Origin of the sequence: Thermovirga lienii (assembly GCF_036847465.1) — a bacterium.
GTDB lineage: Bacteria > Synergistota > Synergistia > Synergistales > Thermovirgaceae > Thermovirga > Thermovirga lienii.
Genome location: NZ_DAITZW010000017.1, coordinates 19,806 through 36,589 on the forward strand (window position 1 = coordinate 19,806; position 16,784 = coordinate 36,589).

The following is a 16,784-nucleotide window of genomic DNA, read 5'->3' on the forward strand; positions in this document are numbered from 1 at the left end:
GCCTTCATGTCCTTTACCAGCGCTGTCGTTGCCTTCAACATGAGAAGGATATCCAAGGCCCTATCCGAAAGGTACCGCCTCTTTCTTGCATTTGCCCTTTATTGCCTTGCTCTAATAATAGCGCTGAACCTGCCTAGCTGCTCCAGCGCCCTAATCCCGGCGGGGCTGATAGGCGCTGCCCAAGGGCTCAACATGCCCACACTGATGACCATGATCACAAACATTGCCCCAGAGGAAAACAGGGCCGCCTTCATATCCTTGAACAGCATGTCTTTAAGACTGGGGCAAACCCTGGGCCCATTCCTCATGGGGGGCATCTACTCCCTTTTTGGCATAAGGAGTGTCTTTTCCTCTGGAGCAATTTTGGCCGCTGTAATGGCCTCTGTCCTGTATTTTGCCCTCAAACCTACTCAGCGATAATGGCCATGAAGACCAAAGGCTCTTCGCCGGTGTTCTTCAGGGAATGCCTATGGCCATCCAAAGTAACCATGACGTCCCCTGGCCCTACTTCATACTTTTTGTCATCGTCAGTGAATACACCATGCCCTGATACGACGAAATAAACCTCCTCGTCTCCCTTGTGCTCGTGCTCTCCAACTGCCGCCTTGGGATCCAATTCTATTCGTGCAATCATCTTGAAATGGCTTCCCTGAGGCTTTTCCCCAATGGCTATGAAGGGATAATAAAGAGCCCCACCAGGCCCGTTCTGCAGCCCTTCTCTCCTGAAACCCTTGGTCTCCGAAAATTTGAAGAACATACTTTCCATACCTCCTTATAATAATTTACAGACGATCATGCTTACTCTTCGCCCAATCCAGTAGCTTGTCAAGTTCCCAAGTGTTCACTATCCTATCCTTATTGATCCAGGCCCTGCGGGCAACTGAGACGCCAAAATGCAAAAGTTCCATTTGGGAGGTTCTATGGGCATCTGACCCTATGGAGAAAAGGCATCCCTTCTCATTGGCCAAGGCCGCAAGATAATCAGGAAGATCCAATCTATAAGGGTTAGCGTTGATCTCCAATATGGTTCCAGTCCTCGAAGCTTCCTCGAATATGACCTCCCAGTCTGCATCCATCCCCTGTCTCTGCCCCAAGAGCCTACCGGTTGGGTGAGCTATTATGTGCACCCTGGGGTGTCTTATGGCCTTCAAATATCTGCGAGTTATCTCCTCCCTAGACTGGCGCATGGAAAGATGAAGAGATCCTATCACTATGTCCAGTTCATCCACTAAGTCACCCGGCACATCAACGGTTCCGTCAGCCAAAATCTCCGCCTCCACCCCCTTCAATACCCGAACGGAAGTTTGTTTTCGGTTTACATCGTCTATCTCAACCATCTGAGACCTCAGTCTTGCAGTGTCCAATCCCCCAGCGACGGCAAGGGCGGCGCTATGATCGGTAATGGCAATCCATCTGAGGCCTTTTTCTTTGGCGCTTAAAACCATTTCCTCAATGGAGCTAAAACCATCGCTCCACAGGGTGTGAACGTGAGGGTCTCCTTTGAGGTCTTCCTCGTTCACCACGTTGGGCAGATTTCCCTTCAACGCCTCGTCAACGGCCCTTCTGCCCTCCCTGAGCTCCGGCAGTATCCATGGAAGGCCTAAAAAGGCATATACCTCCTCTTCTTCTGCACAAAGGATTTCGTCTCCCCCATCAACAGCTTTAAAGGAGTATTCGCTAAGACTAAATCCTTTCTTCAGCGCCAGCTCTCGCATTTGTACGTTATGCTCCTTGCTACCGGTAAAATACTGAAGCGCCGTCCCCCACCTAGAACGCTCGATCACCCTGAGGTCCCCCTGGATTGAACCTTTGAATAGGACGCTTGCCTTTTTGCTACCCCTCAGTAGGACCTTCTGGACCATAGGAAGGGAACAGAACCTTTCCACGGCTGCCTCAGGGTCATGGGACGACACCAAAAAGTCCAGATCTCCCACGGTCTCTTTCTTCCTGCGAAAGGACCCTCCCACCTCGATTCTTAAACCTGGAAGGCCCAAAAGCCCTTCCTTCACCATCTCGGCCAGGATCCAGGCACTTACCAGAGGTATCCTGTGAGTTTCAAGAGCTCTCTTTCTCTCCTCTATCCCGGCAAGAATCCTGGCGACGCTCTTAGGTCCAAAACCTGGAAGCTCCGCCAGCCTTCCGCTTTTTGCGGCCTCCTCCAGCTCTTCTATGGTTGTGACTTTCAACTTCTCCCAGACGGCTTTTACCCTCTTGGGACCCATATCAGGTATCTCCAAGATCTCAAGCAAAGAGCGGGGAACCTCTTGTGAGAGTTTTTCGTAATATTCCAATCTTCCCTTTGTCACCAGCTCGGTTATCTTTTCCCCTATAGCCTTACCGATCCCCTCAACGGCAAATATGCTCCCATCTTGCACCATGGAGGATAAGTCTCTTCCCAGGCTCCTTATGTTCTCCGCAGCCCTCCTATACGCATTGACCTTGAAAACGCTCTCTCCCTGTATTTCCAACATGTCAGCTATTTCTTCCAAAATCTGCGCTGCTTTTTCGTTATCCACTCTCTCTGACACGTTTTTCACCTCTATGTATTTCTTCCTGCTTTATCATAAATTATACACACTGTATCGGTAATTAAGATATTTGCCGGCATTACACTTTATAATTCAAACTGTGCTATATTTTGTTAACAAGCACGTGAGGGAGATGGGAAAAATGACGAAAGCCCTTAGGACATATTTTTTATTTATCGTAACGTTTATCGTCTGCGTTTCCTCCTTGCCATCGGCTCCGTCCCTGGGAATGGACGGGAAAATAGACATAAACAGCATCAGGGGACCAAAGATCAAAGATCTGTACATGGTCATATACAGAGACCCTGACTCCCAGATCCTCGCATTGGAGACCGGAAAACTGGACGTTTTGAGTGACATAATAAGGCCCGTGGACATTAAGAGGCTTGCAGCAAGAGACGATATTCTGTTGACGTTATCTGAAGGCTTTCACATATTCTTCATGGGGTTCAACCTAAGGGAGTTTCCATGGAATGACCTGGCACTCAGAAAAGCTCTCTCCCATTCCGTGCCCAGGAAGAAAATAGTGAGAGACCTGTTCGCAGGGTACTGCATGCCTGTGTCTACATACCTGCCTCCTGTCTCGCCCTATTACGAACCCAACGTTACCCATTACGATTACGATCCAGATAAGGCAAGGTCCATCCTATCCGAGGCTGGATGGCGATGGAGCAAAGAAGGAGTGCTGATACCTCCAGGGAAAGAAAAGCCCCTGAAGAAGGTATACCTCCTCTGCCCTACTGCCCAGGCAGCGCCTACCACGGCGGAACTGGCTGCAAGAATAGTCGATTCCTTCGTGAACCTTGGACTGCCAGTGGAACTACAGATGCTGGATTTTTCCATGATGATAAAACGCCTGGACAAACACGACTTTGACCTCTTCGTTATGGCCTGGAGCCTCAGCCGCGACCCTGACAACCTGTTTGCTTTCTTCCACTCATCCATGGACACGGAGGGAGGGTACAACATCCAAGGCCTGCACGACCAAGCAATAGATGAAGTCCTGGAGAAGCTCCGTTGGGCCAAGGACAAGGAATCGGCGACCGCTTATGCGAAAGAGGCCCAGAGAATGCTATCTGAAAAGGCCCCGTGGATTCCCATATACTCCCGCTACATGATATCCGCCATACGAAAAGACTGGAAAGGAGTCATATACTCCAAGAAGACCACAGCAGACAACATGTGGAGCCTTCTCAACATGGAGCCTAAAGCGGGCAAAATGAGGCCCCTATACTGGTGCCTGCCGGAGGACCCAAGGACCCTAAATCCCCTGGCCGCAAGCTCTGCCTACGATTGGTCCGTTTTGGGCCTTATATATGAATCCTTGATTGCCACCGACCCCTACACCCTGGAGGATGTGCCGTGGCTTGCAAAGCAATGGGCCGTAGAAACCAAGGACAACGGCGAAAACAGCTTGACGATCCTCAAGTTTCGCTTAAGGGAAGGCGTCACATGGCAAGACGGTAAACCCTTCACGGCAGAGGACGTAAAAGCAACCATACTCTACTTGAAGGAACACAAAATCCCAAGGTACTTCGATCAAGTGAACAATGTAATATCTGTTGAAACACCGAGCGATCAGGAGGTCGTAGTGACCCTGGATAGGACAAGCTATTGGTACTTGCACAACATAGGAGGCCTGCCTATCTTCCCAGCCCACCTCCTGAGGAACGTGAAGGACTGGAAGAGTTGGAGGCCGGAAAGGCTTAATAACCCCAATGACCCTAAACTAACGCAACTTATAGGAACTGGCCCTTTCATCTTTACGGAGTACAAACCGGGAGAGTTTGTGCACTTGATAAGGTATGATGAATATTGGAAAAGATGACTAGAATTTTTCGAAACTACTGGACTAGGCGCATAGCAGGATCCATAGCGGTACTCTTGGTGGTGCTCGTACTAAATTTCTTCTTGTTTCGCATAATGCCAGGCGACCCTGTTAGCACCATCATAGATCCTCATTTTTCTCCCCAGGCAAAGATGCACCTCAGATCCCAGTTTGGCCTGGATTTGCCCCTTTACAGGCAGTTTTACATTTACGTAAAATCCCTGGTCACCTTCAACTTCGGACATTCTTTCCTATCCCAAAAACCCGTGTGGGAGGAACTTAAAACCAGAATTCCCAATACGGTATTCCTCTTGGGAACAGCTTTTTTGCTCTCTGCCGCGCTAGGAACATGGCTAGGGGTGAAGGCAGCTCACAAACGAGGAGGCATCCTGGAGAAGGTAGTCCTCTTGGCTGGATCCGTTTCCTTCTCCTTCCCTTCCTTCTTCGTCCAGCTGGTCTTGCTCTTGGTATTTGGGTGGGCCATCCCCATATTCCCCATAAGGGGGTCTTTATCAGTCCCACCGCCTGAAGGGATAATGGCTTTATGGGATTTTTTGTGGCACATGACCTTACCCATTTCATCCCTGGTCCTCTTGGGCTTTGGCTCATGGGCCATCTACGTTAGAAACCTCATGATCAAGACCTTGTCGGAGGACTACATCCTCCTGGCAAAGGCAAAGGGGCTCCCAGAAAACAAGGTTCTTTGGGGACATGCGTTCAGGGCTTCCCTACCGCCCATAGTGACCATGTTCCTTTTGGCCCTTCCCGGGATCCTTTCCGGTGCTGTTATAACAGAGACGGTCTTCTCTCTACACGGTGTGGGTAAATTCCTGCTTGACTCCATACTGGGACATGACTACCCTGCCGCCGGGGCTGCCTTCTACCTCTTAGCCATTATAACCATAATATGCAACCTAGCTGCCGATTTCGCATACGGCCTGGTAGATCCTAGGATAAGGCTTGGGAGGAAAATGGAATGAAAAGGCTCCTAAGGCGTTTCAGTTTCTGGCTCTTGATAGGGTTTATTTTGGCGGGCATTTGGGGACCTAGCTTGTTCGACATGAACGCTGAGACTCAGGTAGCTTCGCCCTTTTCCAAGCCTCTATGGATAGGAAAGGATTCTCCTCCTGCCATGACGTTCACTTTGACTCCGAAGACGAGGGCGGCCCAGTTCCAATGGGTTTACCCTGCCCCACCGAACATCGCCATATGGGGCACCGTGGAACTGAACAAGCCCTCTAGTGCATCCTTGGTGTGGGAAACACCTGATGGAGATAGGATAGAAATTGCAAGAAACGAAGACCTCCCTTCCTTTAATGTGGATATAGATGGAAGAGACATGAGCTTTAAGACTTCCCTTGGTTTGTCACCCTTCGACAATCCCATGGAGAAGCTCTTTCCATCAAAAGGGAAATATACTCTTAGGATGTCTCCGGACGATTTGGACATCCGATCTGGAGCAATCCACGTGAGAATAGAGGGGGCCAGATGGGGACTTTTGGGAACAGACCAAAGGGGAAGGGACGTATTTCACCTTTTCCTGTTGGGAATAAGGGTGTCTCTGCTGGTAGGAATTTGTGCCACAATACTGGCGACACTCCTAGGGGTCTCCGTCGGATTGGTGGCAGGCTATGCAGGAGGAATGGTGGACACTATCTTAATGAGGCTGGTGGACATACTCCTAGCCATACCTGGGCTCCCCATACTGATGGTCCTTGCTGGAATATGGGGGAAGGGCCTATGGCAGCTTATAGTCATCTTGAGCATCTTTTCCTGGATGGGAACGGCAAGGACAATAAGGTCCCTTACTCTCTCCCTAAGGGAAAACGCCTTCGTTGAGGGATTGAGAGCCTTGGGCGCCAGGCCCTCTTACATCATGTACAGACACCTTTTGCCTGAGAGTCTTCCAATCCTCCTGGCAAATATAGCCCTAGGAGTACCCTCAGCCATCTTGGCAGAGGCTGGTTTATCCTTCCTGGGACTTTCAGATCCAAGGATAATTTCATGGGGGCGAATGCTCAATGAGGCCCATGGCTTCGGGGCATTCACTACAGGTGCTTGGTGGCTGATACTTCCACCAGGCGTTGGCATATCCCTAATCTGTCTCGTCTTCCTGGACTTGGGCAGAACCCTGGAGGAAATGGCCGATCCCAGGCTCAGAGGTGGTGGCAAAAGATGATACAGCTTAGATCTTTGTCGGTCTCGTACAGAACCCCCAGGGGAACCGTAGCGGCCCTAAAAAACATAAACTTTCACATTCCTTATGGGTCGGCCACGGCAATCGTAGGAGAATCGGGCAGCGGCAAAAGCACCCTACTTCACAGCATAATGAGGCTTCTACCTCCAGAAGCGATGCTTTCAGGGCAAATAATATTCCAAGAAACAGACGTTACATCCCTGGACGACAAGGCCCTGCAGTCCTTCCGCTGGAGAAAATGCTCCATGGTCCTTCAGGGAGCCATGAGCTCTTTCAACCCTGTCTTGACCATAGGTAGGCAGATATCGGAAGTATTGGTCCATCACCTGGGTTTCTTGTGGAAAGAGGCTTTTGAAAAGTCAGAGGAGCTTTTGAAGATGGTGGGGCTGCCTAAAAGTTTCTTAGATCGTTTCCCCCACGAACTGTCCGGGGGGCAAAAGCAGAGAGCGGCCATAGCCATGGCCTTAGCCTGCAAGCCTCCATGCCTACTGGCCGATGAACCTACAACGGCACTAGATGTGATAACCCAGGCCGAAATAATCTTGCTGCTAAAGGAGATAACTCAGAAAAACCAAATGACTTTATGCATGGTAACTCATGACCTTCCCCTTGCCCTGTCCGTTTGCGACAGGCTGGCGGTCATGCATAAGGGCGAGATCGTGGAGGTTCAAACCCCTTCAGGAATACTAAATAATCCCACCCACCCCCACACAAGGAAACTGGTGGAATCCATAAGGTCCATCGAGGAAAGGGGCAGTAGAACGTGAAGCAAAAAGTCCTTGAGATATCCAACCTTTGGGTCTCTTTCGAAAAAAATTCCGAGGTTTTCCACGCCCTTAGGGGCATTGACTTGACCCTTTATAGGAAAGAAGCCCTATCCTTAGTGGGAGAGTCGGGAAGCGGTAAAACCACAGCAGCACGAGCCTCTCTTGGCCTTGTTCCTCTGGCAAAGGGCAAGGTGCTGCTGTTGGGAAAGGACATACAACACTGCAGCAGAAAAGAACTGATAGAAACCCGCCAGCGCTGCGGGTACATATCTCAAAACCCCTACGATTCCATACCTCCAACCTTGACCACCCTGGATGCGGTAGCAGAACCTCTTGTGATATGCAAAAGAATGAACAAAAAAGAGGCAAGGGAAAAGGCCAAAGAAATGCTTTCCCTATGTGGTATAACTGACGAGGTGATATTGAACGGAAGGGTGAGGTTTTCTCTCTCTGGAGGCCAAAAACAGCGGGTGGCCTTGGCCAGGGCCCTCGCAACAGACCCTGAGGTTATCTTCGCCGATGAGCCTACCAGCATGCAGGACGCCTCAAATAGGGGCGACATACTGGACGTGCTCCAAAGATACGTAAAAAAAGGTTCCGCTCTAGTTCTAACGACCCACGACCTGTACCTGGCCGCTGCTGCCACAGAGCGCTGTATAATACTTTTTCACGGCAGGGTAATGGAAACTGGCCCATCCAAGGCAATACTTAAAACCCCCCTTCATTTTTACACAAAAGCCCTGCTGGACGCCCTCCCTGGGTTGGACAAGAAAATAAAAAGGCCCTCCCTAAAACAGGGAGAGCCGAACATCATAGTCTCAGGCTGTCCTTTTCTGGCAAGGTGCCCGGAAGGAAGTAAGAAGTGCCAAGAAACCCCTCCGCTCAGGGAAGTGGCACCAGGACACTTCGTCGCCTGCTGGTTGATTTGAAGAAACTGCAATATACAACTTATGCCCTGGGGAACTTCTTCTCCAACAATATAAGCAGCGGAACTCCCAGACAGAAACAAGCCACTACCTCGCCTATCCCCACGTACAGCATGGCCGCTTGCCATGAAAAATCCGTCAAAAAGGAAAGATATGCACCTACTATCACTGCGTTCACCACGACCGGAGGGACCGCGGCCGTTACCTTGCTGGGCATCTTCCTCGTCAAGATGGCGGCAAGAAGCGTCGCTAAGCTTCCAAAGACCACGTCTATTATGCCAAATCCTCCAGCGAAATTGGCTATGATGCAACCCACGAACAACCCCGGGATGGCCTCCACCCATATCCAGGGGAGGAGAGTCAAGGCCTCAGATACCCTTACCTGCACTGGGCCATAAGAAATGGGCGCGAAAAAGATGGTAAGCATTGCGTAGGCTGCTCCTATCAAAGCTGCCTTTGCTATCCCCCCTGGTGTTGCCATTTTCCTCCAAGCTTCCTTGACGTCATTGAACATATCTAGTTCTTCCCTCCTGTTTCTTACTTGTCCTCAATCATTCCTTGAAGGACTTCACTGCCTTCTCAAGGAGGGCTGGGAAGACCTCCAGTGAGAAAGGCAGATAAAGCCTCTCTGTTGGCTTATGAGGATCCTTACCCGACGGTCCTATATTGAGGACCGGAATGTCCAGCTTCATAAGGTCCTTAACTGCTACTCTGTAAATGCTTCCCCAACCTGGCATATTGGCCGCTATGCAGAAGGGGTCAAAGGCGCTGCCTTTGTAGCCCATGTAGCTTAAGTCACATATGCCGCCAAAGAATTCCTTTATCTCCATTTCCGTGCCAAATTTCTCCCTGGCCTCGTCCATTACTTTCTGGGCTACCTTGGCGACCAAAAGGTCTGGGGCGCTCTCTCTGGTGTTCTCCCTGTGGGGGTACCAGGGAGGCAGAAAACCCACTACTATCTTGGGCTTTCTGGAGAAATCCCTTTCGCTCAGCCTCTTGAGGAGCTCTATGGCCCTTTCCCTATCGTCATTTATATTGGCAAGCTCAGAGGCAATTTCACGGATTTTGCTCTTTATATCAGGATTTTCCCGGGCGATCTCGGTCAAGTACTCCTCAAAGGTCAAGACCAGCGGAGAAAATTCATCGGCAGCAAAACCAGCGCTCTTCGCCGAATCCGCCAGGTGATCCAGGGCCTGTCTGAAAGCCTGTTCAGCTATCTTCTTGAGCTCCTTTAGGATGTCTGCAGGATACTTTCTCAACGTCAAGAGATTATAATATACCAGGGCCCGGTCAGGAAGGGTGACCGAGTAGGAATCCCTCAGGTCCCTAAAGTAAAGGCAAGCTGGTGGTGGCACCTTCTCCCCCCCAACCTCCTCCACCAGGTCGGGGTTGGCTTCCATTAGCTGGTTGCAGAAGGATGCAAGAAGCGTGGCGCTGAGACCTCTGTAGTATTGGCCCACATGGGCTCCTGTGCCGATGCAATAGAAAAAGGGCATCAACTTGCCTACGGTACCAAAGAAAATGAGCTCTTTACCCTCAACTTGAGCCCCTGCACTGGAAGGCTCCGTCAAAATAGCTCCCAGGTAGCGGAGGGCTTCCTTTTCCTGAAGCTCCACCAATAGGCTAACTGCTGCCCTCATCCCCTCAGAGCTATCCTCCTCGTCGGGGACGGCCAAGAATAGGACGTTTACCGGCAAATCCGAGGGATTGGCCGCAAACTTCTCCAGAAGGGCCATTTCTACAGCCAGACCACATTTCATGTCCATAATTCCCCTGCCGAAAAGGTAATCTCCTGAAAGAAGGTCCTCTTGTACCTCATGTTCCAGGGGCTCCCCATGAAGGGCCTTGGTGTACTCTAAGGGAGAGAAGGCAAGGCTTTTGTGTTTTCCAAAATCGGCTACATCCACGACGTCGTAGTGACCTGTAAGGATAACAGTGTCCGCGGTATGCCTTGCAGAGCGCACTAAGGCTCCAACCACATGTCTTTTCAGGGGGTCATTGGGCAGAGGATGCCATAGCAGGTCTTTGGGAGTATCCTTCAAGCCAGGTATCCTTTCAAGGAGTTTCTCCTTTATGAAGGCTCCCATTCGGACCTCTCCCTCCGTCCTGCTTACGCTAGGTACTTCCGTAAGCTCAAGGAGCAGCTCCATCAGTTGAGATTTATTCAAGGTCATAACAACACCTCTCCATTCAAAGGATAATGCTGTCCTCCTCAGGTGGACTTTCTCATTAGGATACAGTATAACATCTAGGATATTATATTTGTTGCGAGGTGGTACCTTTGAAAAAAAGGAAGTTTATAAAGGAGAATTTCAAGCTGTTAGTCATGGCCTTATCTCACTTCACAAACGACGTTCACGGTTCTTTCTTGCCCACTTTCGTGCCATTGATAGTTGAGAGCTTAGGAATAACATATGCTCAAGCTGGGCTTTTGAAGTCCATTTCTGGTGGCATGCACGTGGTAATCCAGCCCCTTGCAGGATATATTTCAGACCTATTCTCAAGGCCCTATGCCCTAATAGCAGGCCCTCTCCTTACAGCCCTTGGGGCAAGCATGCTGCCTCTAAGCCCAACCTATGGGTTAGCAATCCTTTTCGTGGGACTTCAGAGTATGGGAAGCGCCGTATACCATCCCCTGGGCCATGGAGGCGTAGGTCACATTGTACCCCCAGGAAAACTTGCGTCATCCCTTGCTATATTCGCTGTCGGCGGCATCCTAGGTTCCACAGTCAGCTCACTATATGCCATTTCCCTGTACGAGCTTTTCGGTCCAAGTGTACTTATGCCCTTGGGGGCCATGGTGCCAGTAGCCTTTGTCTCGTACCTTACATGGAAAGCCATACCGAAACTGGCCATCAACAACTCTAAGAACAAACCCTCACCCATGGATTTCATAAAAACCATGGCCAAAACGCTAAAGAAGATTTTTCCCATATGGGGTGTATCCATATCAAGGGATACGACCATCCAGGGCATAAGGTTCTTTCTTCCCCTCTTGATAGCCGCAAAGGGGGGAAGCCTGGTGGACATAGGCACCATTCTGTTCATCATAAGCATCATCGGAACCCTCTCTCCCATGATAGGAGGCAAGCTGGCAGATGAGCTCGGAGAGAAAAAGGTTATAGCAGCAGGCATGACCTTGGCTCCCTTGTTTCTTTTGCCTGGGGCGTTCTCCCAAGGTTTCCTCTCCATAAGCCTATACATGATTGGCATAGCCCTGCTACAGGCCCTCCTCCCGGTAACGGGTGCTGCGGCTCAGAAAAAAGCTCCAGAATCCCGAAGCGTTGTGGCGTCCTTGGTAACGGGGGTTGCCTTCGGATTGGGGGGCGTCTTGATAGCACCCCTAGGGGTCATAGCAGACAGCTTGGGGTTGGAGACAACCCTTTCCTTCATTGCCCTTCTTCCCTGGTTTCCCATGCCCTTGTTTTTCCTGCGCTGGAAGAACATATAAAGGGTATGGCGTTTTACCGAGATGATGTGATATAATGTCGCACTGAAGGAGGGTGATTTAATTGCTTAAAATGGAAGTAGACCAGTATCTTGAACTGCACAAGAAAATGGAGGCAAGAGCAGAACAGTTATGCCGGCTTTATATGAAAGTTTATTTTGATGTTGAGAACAGTGATATAGTGGTGACCAACCTTGAGGCTGGGAAGAGCGGGCGAATAAGGATAATGTTCACCGAATCAGCCACGAACACCGAAGAGATACTAAATCTACCTCTTGAGTACTTCTGGCTCACCGACGACGAGGTAACAGTTCGGATGTCCCTGGACAAGAAAGAAAAAGATAGAGCAAGGATGGAAAAACACCAGCAAAAAAAGGCATGCTAAGACACATCTTTTCTCGGGGGGCCATCTTCAGCAGGTCCCCCAAAACCTTTAAACGACAATAAGGCGGCAAAGGCGGCCACCATCACCAAGGCGTAATAAGCCACAACCACGGAAGACCTGCCCAAAAAGCCACCTATTAGGGGCCCAAAGGTCCATGCCATGTCGTCAGAAGTTATAACAGCCGTCAGCAAGGCGTTTCTTTCATATTTTATCCTCTCTACGGCAACGGAGATTAGAGTGGGTTGCAGAGGCGCAAAGGACATTCCGATCAAAAAGGAGCTTACCAAAACCCACGTGGGGTTGTATGAGACCGCAAGGAGTGCCACAGACAGGCTCAACGTGGAAAACCCCAAAACCAAGACCGCCCTCGGGGAGATCTTGCTAACCCATGAAGCCAGCGGTCCCCTGACCAGTAAGGTTCCCGCAGCATAGGGAGTGAAAAAACGCCACAAGGAGATCCCCCGTTTTTCTAAAAGCAACGCAATGAAGTTGCTGGAGACACTTATCACCATGGCCTGAAAAAAAACCAAAAAGGCAATGTAAAAGAATTCCTTTCTCCTCAAAAGGGAAGATATGTTTGCAGGAGACTCGAGCTCTCCCCCTCTGTCGCCAAGGCGCAATGAGAGCATAAGCGCCGTGGCCGCCAACGTAGCTACTCCGCCATAAAACAACCATAATCTCCCGGACATAATGGCTTTCTCCGCCAAGGATATGAAAAACAGCTGGGGCAGTATTGCGGTGGTACCAAGCCACAAAAGGGCTTTCCTTATCATGCCTGGAGGGAAAAGGGCATGAACGTACACCAGGTTTGCCACAATGAAGATGGAAAGGGACACCCCATGGACGGCTTTGGCCACGGCCAGCAAGGGAAAGGACCTTCCTGCCAATGTCAATATAACTGGAACCAAAAGGAGAAACACAGAGGAGATGAATAGGGCTTTTTTGGCCTTGTATTTATCTATCAGCTTCTTGACCCAGGGCCTTATGGCCAAAAGCACACCATCCATGGAAAAGGCCAAAATGGCTACATCCATGGTATCGTATCCCCACTTGACAACCTGGAGAGGGAAAGCAAAAAACACCATGACAGCAGTGTAATGGCATAAGGAGATCACTAAAAGCAACATATAATCCCTATATTGGCTATCTTTAAAAAGGACTTGGGCTTCCACTCTGACTCGTCCAAGTAAATTCAACATATCCCTCCTTCTTTCCCTCATGTGGCATAATATTATCAGAATGAGATTAAATAAAGTAGCAGCACATAATATTCTCGAATATTAGGAAAATCCATAACAGGAGGGACTTTAGTGAAAAAATTTACTGTAGAAGATTCTTTTTGGCACATATTCCCCGATGCCAAGATAGGTGTTGTCGTCTGTCGCGGTGTAGATAACTCCGCAAGGGATCACGACCGATACAAAGAGATGCTCATGAACGCTGAAAATGCGGCATTAAAATACTTGAAAAACCCAACGCTGAGCAAAAATGATGTAGTAAAGGTGTGGAGGGAGGCTTTCAAAAAGTTTAAAACCAAGAAAGGCGCAAGATCATCAATAGAATCCTTGGTGACATGCTCCCACCACCTACGCTTCGCTTAGAGGTGGGGGCTTCTCGGGTAATCTCATCTCATGATGAGAAATTGACCGAGCTATCCCCGTGTGTCCCACGGTTCAAGATAAATCAAACAATAGATAATTGTTTGATACCTTCATGTTTGATATTGATGGCTGCGTTGACATCTCTGTCGGTCTCGAATCCACATTCACAGCGGAATGTACGTTCAGAAAGCGATAGAGACTCCTTAACCCGACCGCAGCACGAACACGTTTTGGATGAGGGGAACCATTTGTCGATTTTGATCAGCTTCTTCCCCTGTTCTTCCAATTTGTACCGAAGGAACGTGGTGAACATGCCCCAGCCGTTGTCATGAACGCGTTGACCGAAATGGAGGGCTTGTGACATTCCATTCATGTTGAGGTCTTCGATGACCACGCAATCATACCGTTTCGCTAATTTGTGCGACTCCTTATGCAGAAAGTCCTTGCGCTGGTTGGCAATTTTCTCATGCAGCTTCGCTATTTTCAGACGCTGTTTATGCCAACGATTCGAGCCTTTCTTTTTACGAGACAATTTACGCTGTTCTTTCGCTAATGTTTCCAATGCTTTGCGATAGAATCGAGGATAATTGGCTCTCTTACCCTCGCTATCGACATACAGCGTACTCATGGAAAAGTCAAGCCCAACAACCGTTTGTACTTCTTTTGGTGCAGGTTGATGTTCGTACTCTGTGAGAATAGAAATATAGTATTTTCCTGTTTTGGTTTTCGTGATCGTACAAGCCTTGATGATATGGTGGGCAGGAATCTCCCGGTGTTGCTTGAGCTTGATCCATTTCAGTTTGGGCAGCTTGATATAGCCATCTGAAAGCTTGATGTTGCCATTCACCACATTTGTGGTGTATGACTGTTTCGCCTTGCGGTTTTTGAACTTGGGAAATCCAGCACGACCGGAAAAAAAGTTTTGAAACGCTTTCCGCAAACTCAATTGGGCATTTGCCAGCGCAAGGCTGTCCACTTCTTTTAGCCAAGGAAACTCCTTTTTGTACTTGGCAGGGGTTGGAAATGTTTGCTGTTTCAAGGATTCTTTATTGTCCTTGAACTTTTCATACATTTGTATGCGCTCTTCAAGCATTTTATTATACACGAAACGGACACAACCGAAGGTTTTGGTAAGCAGTTGTTCTTGTTCTTTTGTTGGGTATAGACGGAACTGATAGGCTTTGTTTGCCATATCGACACCACATCACTTCATACCTTGATTTTCTATATATTTTTTTATTGCTTCAATGGACGCACCACCCGTTGTAAGCAGGCAAAAGCTTCTTGACCAAAAATATTCTTTCCACAGTTTTCGTTTCACTTGCGGGAAATGCTTTTTGATCAGTCGAGAACTTGCACTTTTATAGGCATTGATGAACTTTGATAATTCACTATTTGGGTGTGCTTTGAACAAAATATGCATATGGTCCATATCGTGATTCCATTCGACCAAGGAAATATTGTAATTTTTACCCAATCTCACAAACATATCTTTTGCATAGTCAGATATGGTATCGTCAATCACTTGTCTGCGATATTTTACAACCAGAACAAGATGATAATACAACATGAACACTGAATGGTTATTATTGTCTAATTTCATTGATACAACAACCTTTCATTTTTCTAAAACTGATTATATAATAACACACAAAAAAGAGACAACTTTAGACTATACCTAACCGAAATTCATCTCCCACTTCATTTAGAAGTGGGAGACTTCTTTCGGAAAAAATGTTAAAAAGGATCAGTAAAGGAGAGCACATAGGAACCATCAATCCCCTGGTTGATATCTACAACTCCATCTCCTTGAGGTACGCCTTACCATGTGGCGGCGAAGACATAGACAAGTTTAACGACCTTTCCAAAAACTCTAATATCACCTCCGTTGTAGTTTTCACATCCTCAATATTCACGTACTCATCAGGACCGTGAAAATTTCCTCCCGAAGGACCAAAAAGAACCGTTGGGATGCCTAGCTTCCCACCGATGTAACAAAAGTCACCTACGCTGGCAAAATAGGTTTCCTTGGGGCTTTGTCCTGTCACATGTTTTGTGCTTTCCTCAAAAAGATTTACGTATTCATTGTCCCGCGACGTGACATAGGCTGGGAAACCATCACACTCTGGGTGGGGTGCCTCTCTAAACTTAAAATCCACCTTTGACCTTATATTGGCCCTTTCCACTGCGGCTTTGACCTCCTCGAGGATCGTGTCCTTGTCCTCCCCCAACACAGTGTGTCGGAACACTGAAAACTCCGCCCTGTCAGGCACTGATAGGGCCGCTCCTCCACCCTCAAAATCAATGCAGCAGATACTTCCCCTACCAAGCTTTTCGTCAAACCTCATGGAAGTTTTCTCCAACTCCAGCAGAACCTTGGCAGCATCGGAAACGGCGTTTATACCCTGCTCCGGGAAGGCGCCATGTGCCGACTTGCCCGTAAAGGAAAGTTTGTAATTGTACCCTCCTCTAGCTCCCAAACATACGGCTGGGAAAACAACCCCGGCAAAGGCGCTGCTTGGCTCGGTAACTATTGCTATATCTGCTTTTTGGGGTATTATGCCGTCCATAATCAAGGCATCGGTCCCCAAGCCAAAGGGCCCTTCCTCGTCGCAGACCAGGGAATAGACTATTCTTCCCGAGAAAGAGCCATTACGCATCAAAAAATGCTTCAGCGCCAGCATTATGGAGGCACATCCGCCTTTCATGTCACAGGCTCCAAGACCATATAACCTACCATCTTCAACCTCTGCTCCAAAAGGATCCCGGGTCCATCCCTCACAAAGTTTCACCGTATCCAGGTGCCCGTTCAGAACAACTGTGGGTCCCGACTTTGCTCCCTCTACAACTCCCCACACATTTATTCCTTCGTAATTCAATATCTTGTCTTCATGAAATCGATGAAACTCCACGGGGACTTTCGCCTTCTCGAGCCAGTCGAAGGCAAAGCGCATAACGGGCTCTTCCTGGAAATAAGGGCTTGGAATTCTTACCAGGTCCGCCGTAAGGGTTTGGGCTTCCTTAACGTCTATGGAAAACTTCATGCCTCTTTTCTCTTCTCCGCCCTTTTCCTTCTGTCCAGGTTGGCAGGTTCAAGGGATATG

At 48.8% G+C, this 16,784-nt stretch carries 17 protein-coding genes and 1 pseudogene; 10 read left to right on the forward strand and 8 right to left on the reverse strand.

Features of this window, described 5'->3' with window-relative positions; genetic code table 11:
• Window positions 1-420 (forward strand): MFS transporter (locus tag V7Z69_RS05975; RefSeq protein WP_334139118.1); only part of this gene is annotated, 420 nt, incomplete at its 5' end.
• Here the strand turns inward: V7Z69_RS05975 and V7Z69_RS05980 are convergent.
• Together V7Z69_RS05980 and polX are read right to left on the reverse strand one after the other, a co-directional pair.
• Window positions 407-757: a cupin domain-containing protein gene (locus V7Z69_RS05980; RefSeq protein ID WP_014162512.1), complete on the reverse strand. Its 351-nt coding sequence runs from the start codon at window positions 755-757 to the stop codon at window positions 407-409. The genes V7Z69_RS05975 and V7Z69_RS05980 overlap by 14 nt on opposite strands.
• A gap of 25 nt (window positions 758-782) precedes the next feature.
• Window positions 783-2,528: a DNA polymerase/3'-5' exonuclease PolX gene (gene polX, locus V7Z69_RS05985; protein ID WP_014162511.1), complete on the reverse strand. Its 1,746-nt coding sequence runs from the start codon at window positions 2,526-2,528 to the stop codon at window positions 783-785.
• Between the two features lie 142 nt (window positions 2,529-2,670).
• Between polX and V7Z69_RS05990 the strand changes: the two genes are divergently transcribed.
• Genes V7Z69_RS05990 through V7Z69_RS06010 form a run of 5 tightly spaced genes read left to right on the forward strand, consistent with a single transcriptional unit; the run spans window position 2,671 to window position 8,249 of the window.
• Window positions 2,671-4,356 carry an ABC transporter substrate-binding protein gene (locus V7Z69_RS05990; RefSeq protein WP_334139121.1) on the forward strand — a complete coding sequence of 562 codons (1,686 nt, stop codon included), beginning with the start codon at window positions 2,671-2,673 and terminating at the stop codon, window positions 4,354-4,356.
• The gene (locus V7Z69_RS05995) at window positions 4,353-5,336 is read left to right on the forward strand and encodes an ABC transporter permease (RefSeq protein ID WP_334139122.1); all 984 of its coding nucleotides are present in this window, start codon (window positions 4,353-4,355) and stop codon (window positions 5,334-5,336) included. The genes V7Z69_RS05990 and V7Z69_RS05995 overlap by 4 nt, the downstream gene beginning before the upstream one ends.
• Window positions 5,333-6,535, forward strand: a complete 1,203-nt coding sequence (locus V7Z69_RS06000) for an ABC transporter permease (RefSeq protein WP_334139124.1) — start codon at window positions 5,333-5,335, stop codon at window positions 6,533-6,535. The genes V7Z69_RS05995 and V7Z69_RS06000 overlap by 4 nt, the downstream gene beginning before the upstream one ends.
• Window positions 6,532-7,320 (forward strand): ABC transporter ATP-binding protein, encoded by a 789-nt coding sequence (locus V7Z69_RS06005; protein WP_014162507.1) that lies wholly within the window; start codon window positions 6,532-6,534, stop codon window positions 7,318-7,320. The genes V7Z69_RS06000 and V7Z69_RS06005 overlap by 4 nt, the downstream gene beginning before the upstream one ends.
• Window positions 7,317-8,249, forward strand: a complete 933-nt coding sequence (locus V7Z69_RS06010) for an ABC transporter ATP-binding protein (RefSeq protein WP_334139128.1) — start codon at window positions 7,317-7,319, stop codon at window positions 8,247-8,249. Before V7Z69_RS06005 ends, V7Z69_RS06010 begins: the two co-directional genes overlap by 4 nt.
• A 19-nt stretch (window positions 8,250-8,268) precedes the next feature.
• On the opposite strand, the gene V7Z69_RS06015 is transcribed toward V7Z69_RS06010, so the two are convergent.
• Both V7Z69_RS06015 and V7Z69_RS06020 read right to left on the reverse strand, forming a co-directional pair.
• Window positions 8,269-8,760: a QueT transporter family protein gene (locus V7Z69_RS06015; RefSeq protein WP_334139130.1), complete on the reverse strand. Its 492-nt coding sequence runs from the start codon at window positions 8,758-8,760 to the stop codon at window positions 8,269-8,271.
• 37 nt (window positions 8,761-8,797) lie between these two features.
• Window positions 8,798-10,396 (reverse strand): M20/M25/M40 family metallo-hydrolase, encoded by a 1,599-nt coding sequence (locus V7Z69_RS06020; protein WP_334139132.1) that lies wholly within the window; start codon window positions 10,394-10,396, stop codon window positions 8,798-8,800.
• A gap of 131 nt (window positions 10,397-10,527) precedes the next feature.
• Between V7Z69_RS06020 and V7Z69_RS06025 the strand changes: the two genes are divergently transcribed.
• Both V7Z69_RS06025 and V7Z69_RS06030 read left to right on the forward strand, forming a co-directional pair.
• Window positions 10,528-11,697, forward strand: coding sequence for an MFS transporter (locus V7Z69_RS06025; protein WP_334139134.1), 1,170 nt, complete (start codon window positions 10,528-10,530; stop codon window positions 11,695-11,697).
• A gap of 61 nt (window positions 11,698-11,758) precedes the next feature.
• Window positions 11,759-12,079: a hypothetical protein gene (locus tag V7Z69_RS06030; protein ID WP_014162502.1), complete on the forward strand. Its 321-nt coding sequence runs from the start codon at window positions 11,759-11,761 to the stop codon at window positions 12,077-12,079.
• Here the strand turns inward: V7Z69_RS06030 and V7Z69_RS06035 are convergent.
• The gene (locus V7Z69_RS06035; protein WP_334139137.1) at window positions 12,076-13,278 is read right to left on the reverse strand and encodes an MFS transporter; all 1,203 of its coding nucleotides are present in this window, start codon (window positions 13,276-13,278) and stop codon (window positions 12,076-12,078) included. The two genes, V7Z69_RS06030 and V7Z69_RS06035, sit on opposite strands and share 4 nt — an antisense overlap.
• Window positions 13,279-13,389: 111 nt before the next feature.
• Here V7Z69_RS06035 and V7Z69_RS06040 point away from each other — a divergent pair, with 111 nt between their 5' ends.
• Window positions 13,390-13,680: a hypothetical protein gene (locus V7Z69_RS06040; protein WP_334139138.1), complete on the forward strand. Its 291-nt coding sequence runs from the start codon at window positions 13,390-13,392 to the stop codon at window positions 13,678-13,680.
• An 82-nt stretch (window positions 13,681-13,762) separates the two neighbouring features.
• On the opposite strand, the gene V7Z69_RS06045 is transcribed toward V7Z69_RS06040, so the two are convergent.
• Both V7Z69_RS06045 and tnpA read right to left on the reverse strand, forming a co-directional pair.
• Window positions 13,763-14,872, reverse strand: coding sequence for an RNA-guided endonuclease InsQ/TnpB family protein (locus V7Z69_RS06045; RefSeq protein ID WP_014162500.1), 1,110 nt, complete (start codon window positions 14,870-14,872; stop codon window positions 13,763-13,765).
• A 12-nt stretch (window positions 14,873-14,884) separates the two neighbouring features.
• On the reverse strand, window positions 14,885-15,283 hold the full coding sequence (tnpA, locus tag V7Z69_RS06050) for an IS200/IS605 family transposase (protein ID WP_014162499.1): 399 nt from the start codon (window positions 15,281-15,283) through the stop codon (window positions 14,885-14,887).
• Between the two features lie 131 nt (window positions 15,284-15,414).
• On the opposite strand from tnpA, the pseudogene V7Z69_RS09950 reads away from it, so the two are divergent.
• Window positions 15,415-15,489, forward strand: a pseudogene (locus V7Z69_RS09950) (B3/B4 domain-containing protein); the annotation flags it as partial.
• On the opposite strand, the gene V7Z69_RS06055 reads toward V7Z69_RS09950, so the two are convergent.
• On the reverse strand, window positions 15,474-16,724 hold the full coding sequence (locus V7Z69_RS06055) for a M20 family metallopeptidase (protein ID WP_334139139.1): 1,251 nt from the start codon (window positions 16,722-16,724) through the stop codon (window positions 15,474-15,476). The pseudogene V7Z69_RS09950 and the gene V7Z69_RS06055 overlap by 16 nt on opposite strands.
• Window positions 16,725-16,784: the final 60 nt, after the last annotated feature.